Raw genomic sequence first — 12,244 nt, 5'->3', positions numbered from 1 at the left:
ATACCGACGACGAGCCCCCCCCCCCCCACCCCCCGGGGCCCCGCCCACGCCCGGGCCCCAAACCCCGCCCCCCCCCACCCCAATACCAAAACCCGCCAATTTTGGTGGGGCCCCCCGGGGGGGGGGGCCTTGGGGTGGGGGGGGGGTTTACACCCCCGGGGCCACCGCGCCCCCCCCCCCGCGGCGCCGGAGGCGCCGCCATATACACAGGAGGCTCGTCGTGACCAACTCCGTGATCGTTGCCGGTGCGCGTACCCCGGTCGGCCGGCTGCTGGGCGGTCTGAAAGATTTCAGCGGCTCGGATCTCGGCGGGTTCGCCATTGCCGCCGCACTGGAGAAGGCCGGGGTCCGCGGCGACCAGGTCGACTACGTGATCATGGGACAGGTGCTCACCGCGGGCGCGGGGCAGATCCCGGCCCGGCAGGCCGCTGTCGCCGGCGGTATCCCGATGGACGTTCCGGCGCTGACCCTGAACAAGGTGTGCCTGTCCGGTATCAACGCCATCGCGCTGGCGGATCAGCTGATCCGGGCCGGGGAGTACGAGATCGTGGTCGCCGGTGGCCAGGAATCGATGAGCCGCGCCCCGCATATGCTCGAGAAGAGCCGCGAGGGGTTCAAGTACGGCGATGTGACGCTGCGCGACCATATGGCCTACGACGGCCTGCACGATATTTTCACCGATCAGGCGATGGGCGCGCTCACCGAGCAGCGCAACGGCACCGATTCGATCAGCCGCGCCGATCAGGACGCCTTTGCCGCGGCCTCGCATCAGCGGGCGGCCGCCGCATGGAAGAACGGGGTATTCGACGACGAGGTGGTACCCGTCGAGGTGCCGCAGCGTAAGGGCGACCCGGTCCTGTTCCGGCAGGACGAAGGGATCCGCGCCGACACGACCGCGGAGTCGCTGGCGAAGTTGCGGCCCTCGTTCAGCAAGGACGGCACCATCACCGCCGGTTCGGCCTCACAGATCTCCGACGGTGCGGCGGCTGTCGTGGTGATGAGCAAGACGAAGGCGCAGGAGCTCGGGTTGAGCTGGATCGCCGAGATCGGCGCGGCCGGTGTGGTGGCCGGACCCGATTCGACGCTGCAGGATCAGCCGGCCAACGCCATCGCCAAGGCGTGTGCGAAGGAAGGTATCGCACCGGCCGATCTGGATCTGGTGGAGATCAACGAAGCCTTCGCGGCGGTGGGTATCGCCTCCACCCGCAAGCTGGGGATCGATCCGGAAAAGGTCAATGTGAACGGTGGCGCCATCGCCATCGGGCATCCGCTGGGGATGTCGGGTGCGCGGATCGTGCTGCATCTGGCGCTGGAGTTGAAGCGGCGCGGCGGCGGGGTCGGTGCGGCGGCGCTGTGCGGTGGCGGCGGCCAGGGTGACGCGCTGATCGTGCGGGTCTGATCGTCCGGTATGACCGGTGTGACCGGTTCGACTACGACGGCGTGTAGTGGCTGAGGCACAATGGTGCCCATGAACTTTCTTGGTCTGGGCACCACTGCCGGCAGGTTCCGCTTCTTCGCCGTGCTCGAGGCGATTTCCTGGTTGGGTCTGCTGATCGGAATGGCGTTCAAGTACCTGCCGGAAGAAGGCAACGAGATCGGTGTGAAGATCTTCGGTCCGGTACACGGCACCATTTTCATTCTGTTCGTGCTGGTCGCGCTGCTGGCGGCGCGGGAGTTCGAATGGAACTGGAAGACCACGGTGCTGGCGCTGCTGTCCAGTATCCCGCCGTTCTTCACAGTGCTGTTCGAGGTGTGGGCGGTGCGCGCCGGGAAGTTCGCCGCGAACGGCGCGTCCGGCACCGAGTCCCCGAAGACTCTCGCCGCCTCGTCGTGACAGACTGGATGCTGTGACTCGACCAGCATCACGCCGTCCTTCACCAGCCGTAGCCGCCGCCATGTCCGGGGCGGTCGATCTGTCCGCCCTGAAACAGCCGCCCGCGGGTGCGCCGGCCGCCACCGGTGACCATACGGTCACCGAGGCGGATTTCGAGACCAAGGTTCTGCGTCGCTCCATGCAGGTGCCGGTCGTGGTAGCGCTGTATTCGCAGCGCAGTCCCGGCAGCATCGAATTGGTGCAGCTGCTGGAGCGGCTCCTCGGCGAGGCGAACGGCACCTGGGATCTGGCCGCTGTCGAAGCCGAGAGCAATATGCGGATCGCGCAGGCCTTCGGTGTGCAGGGCATTCCTACGGTGATCGCCGTCGCGGGGGGTCAGCCGCTCGCCGATTTCCAGGGTGGCCAGCCCGAAGCCCAGGTCCGCCAGTGGCTCGCGGCGGTGGTGCAGGCGGTGGAAGGAAAACTCGAAGGCAATCCGGATACCGAACCGGCCGAACCGCCCGCCGACCCCCGCTTCGCCGCCGCCGAAGCCCTGCTCGAACAGGGTGACTTCGCGGGCGCGGAATCGGCCTACGAATCGATCCTGTCCCAGGAGCCGGGCAATACCGAGGCCAAAGCGGCGTTGCGTCAGGTGAAATTCCTCGGGCGCGCCCAGGACCTGCCGGAAACCGCGATCGCCACCGCCGACGCGGATCCGGGCAATGTGGCCGCCGCGCTGGATGCCGCCGATGTGGAAATGTTCCAGCAGCGGCCCGAGGCGGCCTTCGACCGGTTGATCGCCCTGATCAAGCGGACCTCCGGCGATGAGCGAACCACCGTACGCACCCGTCTGGTGGAACTGTTCGAACTCTTCGATCCGGCCGAACCGTTCGTGGTCGCCGCGCGCCGCAAACTCGCCACCGCTCTCTACTGACCGCCCGGGTGCCGGCCGTCGGCGCCGTTCGGGGAGTGGGTGAGCCGCTGTAAACACGGGACGATCCGGCCGGCCGCGTATCGCAGAGCCAGTGGGCCTCGTGCAACGGTCGGCCCACTGCTCGCACCGGTGCCCGCCGGAACCGAGGGGTGTCGAATATCCGCGAACCCGTCGATGTGGCCCTGTGCGCAGTCTTCGCCGACGTGCTCGGCGTCGACGGGTGGATCGCCGGTGACGGGAAGGCGGCTACGGGCGGCGGTGCAAGACCCCGCGGGTTCTCGCCGGGGCCAGGGCGGTGCCGCGCTGCCACGCGTTCTGGTCGGTGGCGGCTGTCGGCCTCGTCCCTTCCACGAGGCCGGCCACAGCCTGCCGACGGCTTTCGGGCGGTACAGATCCGGCCGTCTCGGATCCGGGCTGGGGAGTTTCCGTGGCGGCCGGTTCCGGATGGGTCCGAGACGCGTCAGTACCGGGGAACAAGCCAGATTACGCTGAGCGGTCCCATGGTGAGTTCGGCGGACGCGGGGCGGTCGTGCCACGGCGTGGGTTCGGCGCGGAGGAGGCCGAGGTTTCCGGCGCCGGTTCCGCCGTATTCGAGCGCATCGGTGTTCAGGATTTCGACCCATTCGCCCGCGAGCGGGAGCCCTATCCGGTAGCCGGTGCAGGCGCTGCCGGAAAAGTTGCAGACGCAGGCGACGGTGCTGCCGTCGGCAGCGTGGCGGAGAAAAGCCAGGACATTCGATTCGCGGTCGTCGCAGGTGATCCAGGAGTGGCCGCCCGGGGTGGTGTCCTGGCTCCACAGGGCCGGGTGTTCGCGGTAGACGCGGTTGAGGTCGGCGACCAGGAGCTGGATACCGCGGTGCAAGGGGTTGTCCAGTTCGTGCCAGTCGAGGCTGTGGTCGTGCCACCATTCGCGGTAGTGACCGAATTCCTGACCCATGAACAGCAATTGTTTACCGGGGTGGGCCCACATGTAGGCAAGGAGCGCACGGACCCCGCCGGCTTTGGCGAATTCGTCGCCCGGCATCCGGGTCCACAGGGTGCCCTTGCCGTGGACGACCTCGTCGTGGCTGAGGGGCAGGACGTAGTTCTCGCTCCACGCGTACATCAGTGAGAAGGTGATCTCGTTGTGGTGCCAGGCGCGGTGTACCGGGTCGCGGCCGAGGTAGCTCAGCGTGTCGTGCATCCAGCCCATATTCCATTTCATGGTGAAACCCAGGCCGCCGACCTCGGTGGCCCGGGTGACGCCGGGCCAGGTGGTGGATTCCTCGGCGACGGTCAGAACCCCCGGATACGAGCTGTGCAGGCTGTCGTTGAGTTCGGTGAGGAAGGCGACCGCTTCCAGATTCTCCCGGCCGCCGTGGATATTCGGCTCCCAGCCGCTGCCGGGACGGGCGTAATCGAGGTACAGCATGGCGGCGACCGCATCGACCCGCAGCCCGTCGATATGGAATTCCTCGATCCAGTAGCGCGCGTTGGCGACCAGGAAATTGCGGACTTCCGGCCGGCCGTAGTCGAACACGTAGGTGCCCCATTCGGGTTGCTCGCCGCGGCGCGGGTCGGGGTGCTCGTAGAGGGCGGTGCCGTCGAAGCGGGCCAGGGCCCAGGCATCGCGTGGGAAATGCGCGGGCACCCAGTCGAGGATGACGCCGATCCCGTCGGCATGCAGCCGGTCGACGAAGGCGCGGAAATCGTCCGGGCTGCCGAAGCGCGCGGTGGGGGCGTAATACGAGGTGACCTGGTACCCCCAGGAGCCGCCGAACGGATGCTCGGCGACGGGGAGTAGCTCCACATGGGTGAAACCGAGCCGGCGGACGTACTCACTGAGCTCGCCGGCGAGTTCCCGGTAGTTCAGGCCGGGCCGCCAGGAGGCGAGGTGCAGTTCGAAAATGCTCAGCGGTGCGCGCGCCGGATCGGTGTGCGCCCGGCCGGCCAGCCAGGCCCGGTCGGTCCACTCGTGCCGGTTCTCGGTGACGACCGAGGCGGTGGCCGGGGGGAGTTCGGTGGCGAACGCGAGCGGGTCGGCATGGTCGGCGATCCGGCCGTCGGCGCCGTGGACGCGATATTTGTAGCGGTCGCCGGGGGCGGCGCCGGGCACGAAGATCTCCCAGACACCCGACTTGCCGAGGGCGCGCATCGGCCAGGTTCCGCCCTGCCAGTGGTCGAAATCGCCGAAGACGGCGACCCCGCGGGCATTCGGCGCCCATACCGCGAACGAAACCCCGGTGACCTCGCCGTCCAGCCCCGGGTAGCGGCGCGGATGCGCGCCGAGCACCTCCCACAACCGCTGGTGGCGACCCTCACCGATGAGGTGCAGATCGAATTCGCCCAGCGTCGGGAGATAGCGGTAGCCGTCGGCCAGCACCGTGGTCGGATGGTGGGGATAGGTGGTGACGATCCGGTAATCCAGCAGCTCGGGATAGGGCAGAGTACCGGCGAAAACGCCGTGGCCGAGGGGTTCGAGCCGGTGCCGCGTACCGCCCACCAGGATCGCCACCGATTCCGCCTCCGGGCGTAGTACCCGGACCAGCGTGCCGCCGGGGTCCGGGTGGGCGCCGAGCACCGTATGCGGGTCGGGGTGGCTGCCCGCGGCAAGCAGGAGCAGGTCGCGCCGGTTCACCGCGACCTCACCGCAGCGACCGCCGATAGGCCAGTCCGGCGCGGGCGTGATACGGCACCGCGGGTAGTGCGATGACATGGGCGACCGCGCGCGCCGGGTCGAGCCGAATGTAGTTGGTCTGCGCCCAGTGGTATTCCTCGCCGCTGATCTCGTCGTACACCACCGGATGGTCGTGCCATTCGCGGCCGAGGGCGGGCAGGTCGAGCGAGAGCATGCCCTGTTCGGCGGCGAACGGATTCAGGTTCACCACGATCAGGACGGCATCCCCGGTGGCCGGGTCGATTTTCGAATACGCCAGCAGATTGTCGTTGTCGATATGGTGGAAATGCAGGCAGCGCAGCTGCCGCAGTGCCGGATGCCGGCGGCGGATCTCGTTGAGCCGGGTCAGCCAGGGTTCCAGGGATTCCCCGCGGGCCCGGGCCGCGGCGAAGGGCCGGGGCCGCAACTCGTACTTCTCCGAATCCAGGTATTCCTCGCTACCCGGGCGGACGGCCTGGTGTTCGTAGAGTTCGAAGCCGGAATAGACACCCCAGCTCGGGGCGAGGGTAGCGGCCAGCACCGCCCGGATCGCGAACATTCCCGGACCACCGTGCTGCAGGCTCTCGTGCAGGATATCGGGGGTGTTGACGAACAGGTTCGGGCGCGCCTCGTCGGCTTTCGCGGCGAGCTCACGACCGAATTCGGTCAGGTCGTGCTTATGGGTGCGCCAGGTGAAATACGTGTAGGACTGGCTGAAACCGCGCCGCGCCAAACCGTACAGGCGGGCCGGATAGGTGAAGGCCTCCGAGAGCAGCACCACATCCGGGTCGGTCCGCCGGACGGCAGCGATCAGCCACTCCCAGAAATCGGCCGGTTTGGTGTGCGGGTTGTCGACACGGAAGATCTTGACCCCCAACCCGATCCAATAGCGCACCACGCGCAGCACCTCGGCGTACAGGCCGTCGGGGTCGTTGTCGAAATCGAGCGGATAGATGTCCTGATATTTCTTCGGCGGATTCTCGGCGTAGGCGATGGTGCCGTCGGGCAGGGTGGTGAACCATTCGGGATGCGCGGTGACCCACGGGTGGTCGGGCGCGCACTGCAACGCCAGATCCAGCGCGACCTCGAGGCCGAGACCGGCGGCGGCGGAGACGAACGCCGAGAAATCGGCCTCGGTACCCAGCTCCGGATGGAACGCGTCGTGCCCGCCCTCGGCCGAACCGATCGCCCACGGGGAACCCACATCACCCGGGCCGGCGCTGAGCGCATTGTTGCGGCCCTTGCGGTTCACCCGGCCGATCGGATGGATCGGCGGCAGATAGACCACATCGAAACCCATCGCCGCTATCCGCGGCAGCTCCGCGGCCGCGGTGGCGAAGGTGCCGTGCACGGGGTTGCCGTCGGCGTCGCGGCCACCCGTCGAACGGGGGAAGAACTCGTACCAGGCGCCGGTGAGCGCCCGGGGACGTTCCACCAGCACCGAGAACTGCGGGCCGCGCGTGATCAGCTCCCGCAACGGGTTCTCGCGCAGGATCTCGGTCACCTCGTCGGTGAACGCGGGAGCGACCCGCGCCGGCAGCGGGTCGGTCGCGCGCAGGGCGGCCGCCACCGCCCGCAACCGCTCGAACTGCTTCTTCCCGACCGCCTGCGCGGCTCGGTCGAACAGCCGCGCACCGAGCTCCAGATCATTGTCCAGATCGCCGGCACTCTGCCCGACGGCGAGTTTCGCCGCCACCGCCGACCGCCACGTCGCGAGGGAATCGGCCCAGCCCTCGACCCGGTAATGCCACAGGCCGGGCGTGCCGGGAGTGAAGACGCCGTTGAACACATCGGGCTCGTAATCGGGTGTCATCGGCACCCGGCGCGACCGCGTCGAACCGGGCGCCCGGATCGCCAGGGTGGCGCCGACGGCCCCGTGCCCGTCGCGCCACACCACCGCCCGCACCGGGAAGACTTCCCCGACCACCGCCTTCGCCGGATATCCGCCGGGGAGGTACGGGGCGGTGTCGTCGATGGCGATGCGACCGGTCATCTACACAACGATATGGGCTGTGTTCGATTGTGCCGCCTTCGGCGTCGCGGGTTCGGTCTGGGTCTTGATCGGCAAGGGGAGGTGGGGCCAGTGGGAGAGGTCGGCGAGCATCTGCCGGTCGTGGGTGGCGACGATGACGGCCGCGGGGGTGCCGGAAAGCGCGGCGGTGAGTTCGTCCACCAGGGATATGGAGAGGTGGTTGGTGGGTTCGTCGCAGATCAGGACCGTGGGGCGCAGCGCCAGCCGGAGGGCGAGCTGGAGCCGGCGTTGCTGTCCCGGGGAGAGGCGGCCGACGGGTGTGTGCAGCGACTGCTTGTCCAGCAGACCCGTCGCTGTCAACGGGATCGGTTCGCTGCCGTGGTTCATCTCGGGACTCCGCAGCTGCCGGTTGTAGAGCTGCGCGGCGGTCAGGCCGGGTTCCCAGGCGGGTACCTCCTGATCGATCCGGACGACCCGGGCGGTGCCGTGGTGGTGGACGCGGCCGGTCGAAGGTTCCAGTTCTCCGGCCAGCACGGCGAGCAAGGTGGATTTGCCGGCGCCGTTGTGGCCGGTGACCAGCAGGCGTTCGCCCGCTGCCACGGAGAGGCCGACGGGGGTCTCGAGGCGCCCGGCAACGGTCACGTCGTCGCAGTGGAGCATCGGGGTGCCGGGACGGGCGGGGAGCTCCGGGAAGCTGAGCCGCAACGGCGGGTGCGGGACGGTGATGGTATGCGCGTCGAGGTCGGCCTGGCGCCGGTGCAGGGCCTGCACCAGACCCGGTGTGTGGGATTGGCGCTGATGTTTGCCGTGGCCCTTGCCGGGCCGCCAGCCGGTACCGAGCCGGTCGCGGGCGGTCGCGAGGGCATCGCGGAGCCGGGCCTGCTCGGCGAGCTGGTCGGCGTACTCGTGCTCCCAGCGTTCGCGGGCCCGGCGCTTACCGTCCTGCCAGCCCGGATACCCGCCGGCGAACAGTTGCGGGCGGCCGTCCCGGCTCGGGTCCAGATCGAGGAACTCCCCGGCGACAGCACGCAGCAGCGCCCGGTCGTGACTGACGACGACCAGCCCACCGGATCTCGTCCGCAGGCTGTCGGTGAGAAACAGCAGTCCGTCACGATCGAGATGGTTGGTGGGCTCGTCCAGCAGCAGAATGTCGTGCGTGGCGCCGAGCAGGCATGCCAGCCGGACCCGATAACGCTGTCCCACCGACAGCGTCGCCAGCGGGCGATCCCGGTCGGCACAGGCGTGCAGGGCCGCGAGTGCGATATCGACCCGGCGTTCGGCATCCCAGGCGTCGAGCCGGGTCGCGGCGTCCAAAGCCGCGGCGTAGGCGTCGTCGGCTCCGCGCGTTCCGTCGGTGAGCGCGCGGGTCGCGGTGTCGAGATCGTGCAGGGCGCGCAGAGCCGGCCCGATGGATTCGGCGACCAGGGTGCCCACGGTCTCGCCGGCGCGGAACGGCACAGCCTGCCGGGCCATGCCGATCGTTCCGGTCCGGACGACGGTGCCGCTGTCGGGCGGGTGCAGGCCGGCGAGTACATGCAACAGGGTGGTCTTACCGCGCCCGTTCTCGCCGACGACGGCGAGCCGCGACCGGGCGGATACGGTTACGGAGACATCCGTCAGGACCGGGCGCGAGCCGAGTGTGACGCCGACCGAGGTCGCCCGGATATGGGCGTGCGCGCCTGCCGGCAGCCGGTCCGCGGCGAGCGGTCCGGGTGCGGCGGGGTCGCTCGGGTTCGAAGGGGAAACAGAGGTACGAGAAGTAGGCACTGGAACTCCGCAGCTCGAGGAAGGGAGCCGGGACAGCGCGAAACACCGCCCGGCACGACAGCCCGGACGGCGGCTTTCAGAGAATCGTCGGAATTCCGGTCGCCGCCGTCAGCGGCGCGACCAGGGCTTCATCATCGACGCGGTACCTGCGAACACGGCAACCACGGTAACCGGCCCGGGAACCACGTGGCAACGAGATTTCACCCACGGCGAGCCCGGACGCGGCGGCGGCCGCCGTGTTGCGCCGGGATGCGGGCGGGCTGCCGTGACACCGAACCCGCCATGCTCCGTGGCGAAGCCCGGGTTCCGCGTGAGGTACGACCAGGGGGCCGGGACCCCGCGCCGCGGGAGGCGGCGCTATAAACACCTCATGAAGGCACTGCGTCGGTTCACCGTCCGCGCCCATCTGCCGGAGCGTTTGGCCGCGCTGGGTGAATTGGCGACCAATCTGCGCTGGTCGTGGCATGGTCCGACACAGGATGTGTTCGCCGCGCTGGATCCGCTGCGGTGGGCGGAGACCGGACAGGATCCGGTGCGAATGCTGCGGGAGGCGCCGCCCGGGCGGCTCGACGAGCTGGCGGCCGATACCGAATTCTGTACGCTGCTGGATTCGGTGGCCGCGGATCTGCGGGCCTACCTGGACCGGCCGGGCGCGGATTTCGGGGTGCGGGGGGTCGCGTATTTCTCGATGGAGTTCGGGGTCAGCGAGGTGCTGCCGAATTACTCCGGTGGTCTCGGCATTCTGGCCGGAGACCATCTGAAGGCGGCATCCGATCTCGGTCTGCCGTTGATCGCGGTGGGGTTGCTCTACCGGGCGGGTTATTTCCGGCAGTCGCTGACCGCCGATGGCCGGCAAGCCGAACGGTATCCCGCGCTGGACCCACAGGAGTTGCCGCTGCGGCCGTTGACGGCGGACGGTTCGCCGGTGCTGGTGCATGTGGCGATGCCGGACCGGCGGGTGCTGGCCGCACGGGTCTGGATCGCGCAGGTGGGCCGGGTGCCGCTGCTGCTGCTGGATTCCGATATCGCCGCGAACGACCCGGATCTGCGGGCCGTCACCGATCGCCTCTACGGCGGGGACCAGGAGCATCGGATCGAACAGGAGATCCTGGCCGGTATCGGCGGTGTGCGCGCGGTCCGGGCCTACACCGCGGCGACCGGGCTACCGGATCCGGAGGTCTTCCATATGAACGAGGGGCACGCGGGATTCCTCGGGCTGGAACGGATCCGCGAATATCTCGCCGCCGGGCAGGATTTCGATACCGCGCTCGCGGCGGTGCGGGCCGGCACCGTGTTCACCACCCACACGCCGGTGCCGGCCGGGATCGATCGGTTCCCGGTTTCGCTGGTGCACCGCTATTTCGGAGGGTCGGCGGGGGAATCGGATTCACCGCTGCTCCCCGGTATCGGCGTGGACCGCATCATCGGGCTGGGGCGGGAAGCGGACCCGGCCGTATTCAATATGGCCCATATGGGGTTGCGGCTCGCGCAGCGCGCCAACGGTGTCTCGCGGCTGCACGGCGCGGTGAGCCGGAATATGTTCGCGCCGCTGTGGCCGGGGTTCGATACCCCGGAGGTGCCGATCGATTCGGTGACCAACGGTGTGCACGGCCCGACGTGGGCGGCGCGGGAATGGGGCGAGCTGCTGGCGCCCGCGGACGGCTGGGAGAAACTGGGGGAGCTGCCACCGGAGCGGCTGTGGGCGGTACGCAACACCTTGCGCGCGACGCTGACCGGTGAGGTACGCCGCCGGCTGCGGGAGTCGTGGTTGCAACGCGGTGCGGCGGAGGCCGAATTGGACTGGGTGGACTCGGTGTTCGATCCGCAGGTGCTGACGGTCGGGTTCGCCCGGCGGGTGCCCACCTACAAACGGCTGACCCTGATGCTGCGCGATCCGCACCGGCTGCGCGCACTGTTGCTCCACCCGGACCACCCGGTACAGCTGGTGGTCGCGGGCAAGAGCCATCCGGCGGACGAAGGCGGTAAAGCACTCATCCAGCAACTGGTGCGCTTCGCCGACGACCCGGCGGTCCGGCATCGCATCGTCTTCCTGCCCGACTACGACATATCCATGGCCCGCTACCTGTACTGGGGATGCGATGTGTGGCTGAACAACCCGCTGCGCCCCTTGGAGGCCTGCGGCACCTCGGGGATGAAATCGGCACTCAACGGCGGCCTGAATCTCTCCATCCGCGACGGCTGGTGGGACGAGATGTTCGACGGCGAGAACGGCTGGGCCATTCCGACGGCCGACGGCGTCACCGACGAGGAGCGGCGCGACGATCTGGAAGCCACCGCGCTCTACCGGCTGATGGAACAGACCGTCGCACCCCGGTTCTACGACCGTGACGCGGACGGTCTGCCGGTGCGCTGGCTGGAGATGGTGCGCCACACCCTCGGCACGCTCGGACCGCGAGTGCAGGCCGCCCGCATGGTGCGCGACTACGCGCAGCAGTACTACGCGCCGGCCGCGGCCGCGTACCGGCGGATCACGGCGGACGACCTGCGCGGCGCGCGGGAACTCGCGGAATACCGCAACCGGGTGACGCAGGCGTGGAGCCGGGTCCGCGTCGTCCGGGTCGACGCGACCGGTCTGCCCGAAACCCCCGTCCTCGGTGCGCCCCTGTCGCTCACCGCCCGTATCGACCTCGGTGGCCTGGATCCGCACGAGGTCGTGGTGCAGGCGGTGCTGGGCAGGGTATCGCCCGAGGACGACCTGACCGATATCACCGCGGTCGCGATGTCGCCCGTGGGCCGGGAAACTCCGGAATCGACAGTCGAACTGTTCACCGTGGAAACCCCTGTCCCGCTACCGGGCACGGTCGGCTACACGGTCCGCGTACTACCCGCCCACGAACTCCTGTCATCGAACGCGGAACTGGGCTTGGTCACCAACGCCTGAACACCTGCCCCTGGCCGGCTTTCCACATGGTCGGCATCCCATGGTTCGGGGCCCGTCTCGTTCTGGAGCGACAGAGCGGGGCAGCGTTGCGGAGGAGCGGCGGAGTGAAGAACGAGACCAAGGGGGCCCCGAACCCCGGGCCCCCCGCGGGGGGGCCCCATAAAACGGTGGTAAAACAATAAGGTAAACGTTAACAAGGGGGGGACAGGGGGGGTACCCGC

At 69.1% G+C, this 12,244-nt stretch carries 7 protein-coding genes; 4 read left to right on the top strand and 3 right to left on the bottom strand.

What is annotated here, in order from left to right:
• Positions 1-220 precede the first annotated feature (220 nt).
• The 3 genes from QH276_RS33000 to QH276_RS32990 all read left to right on the top strand — a co-directional run bounded on the left by QH276_RS33000 (position 221) and on the right by QH276_RS32990 (position 2,747).
• Positions 221-1,399 carry an acetyl-CoA C-acetyltransferase gene (locus tag QH276_RS33000; protein ID WP_280399644.1) on the top strand — a complete coding sequence of 393 codons (1,179 nt, stop codon included), beginning with the start codon at positions 221-223 and terminating at the stop codon, positions 1,397-1,399.
• 69 nt (positions 1,400-1,468) lie between these two features.
• Positions 1,469-1,834, top strand: coding sequence for a DUF3817 domain-containing protein (locus QH276_RS32995; RefSeq protein WP_432278654.1), 366 nt, complete (start codon positions 1,469-1,471; stop codon positions 1,832-1,834).
• Positions 1,835-1,895: 61 nt separating this feature from the next.
• Positions 1,896-2,747 (top strand): tetratricopeptide repeat protein, encoded by an 852-nt coding sequence (locus QH276_RS32990; RefSeq protein WP_280399650.1) that lies wholly within the window; start codon positions 1,896-1,898, stop codon positions 2,745-2,747.
• A 460-nt stretch (positions 2,748-3,207) separates the two neighbouring features.
• On the opposite strand, the gene glgB is transcribed toward QH276_RS32990, so the two are convergent.
• The 3 genes from glgB to QH276_RS32975 are packed head-to-tail and all read right to left on the bottom strand — an operon-like array spanning position 3,208 to position 9,043.
• Entirely contained in the window at positions 3,208-5,364 is a 2,157-nt protein-coding gene (gene glgB / locus QH276_RS32985; protein ID WP_280399646.1) for a 1,4-alpha-glucan branching protein GlgB, read from the bottom strand.
• A gap of 7 nt (positions 5,365-5,371) precedes the next feature.
• Complete coding sequence (locus QH276_RS32980; protein WP_280399647.1) at positions 5,372-7,375, bottom strand: alpha-1,4-glucan--maltose-1-phosphate maltosyltransferase; 2,004 nt, start codon at positions 7,373-7,375, stop codon at positions 5,372-5,374.
• A complete protein-coding gene (locus tag QH276_RS32975; protein WP_348536639.1) occupies positions 7,376-9,043 on the bottom strand; it encodes an ATP-binding cassette domain-containing protein in 1,668 nt (555 codons plus the stop codon). It lies immediately after the preceding gene.
• Between the two features lie 448 nt (positions 9,044-9,491).
• Between QH276_RS32975 and glgP the strand changes: the two genes are divergently transcribed.
• Positions 9,492-12,023, top strand: coding sequence for an alpha-glucan family phosphorylase (gene glgP, locus QH276_RS32970; protein WP_280407012.1), 2,532 nt, complete (start codon positions 9,492-9,494; stop codon positions 12,021-12,023).
• Positions 12,024-12,244: the final 221 nt, after the last annotated feature.

Origin of the sequence: Nocardia carnea (assembly GCF_029869215.1) — a bacterium.
Taxonomy (GTDB): Bacteria; Actinomycetota; Actinomycetes; order Mycobacteriales; family Mycobacteriaceae; genus Nocardia; species Nocardia carnea_B.
Note: the sequence above shows the minus strand (reverse complement) of the source record. Positions and strands in the feature narration are given on the sequence as shown.

Bases quoted from the DNA above. Each gene is read 5' to 3' on its own strand.
- QH276_RS32995 (WP_432278654.1), top strand. From the start codon at position 1,469: ATGAACTTTCTTGGTCTGGGCACCACTGCCGGCAGGTTCCGCTTCTTC.
- QH276_RS32990 (WP_280399650.1), top strand. From the start codon at position 1,896: ATGTCCGGGGCGGTCGATCTGTCCGCCCTGAAACAGCCGCCCGCGGGT.
- QH276_RS32980 (WP_280399647.1), bottom strand. From the start codon at position 7,375: ATGACCGGTCGCATCGCCATCGACGACACCGCCCCGTACCTCCCCGGC.
- glgP (WP_280407012.1), top strand. From the start codon at position 9,492: ATGAAGGCACTGCGTCGGTTCACCGTCCGCGCCCATCTGCCGGAGCGT.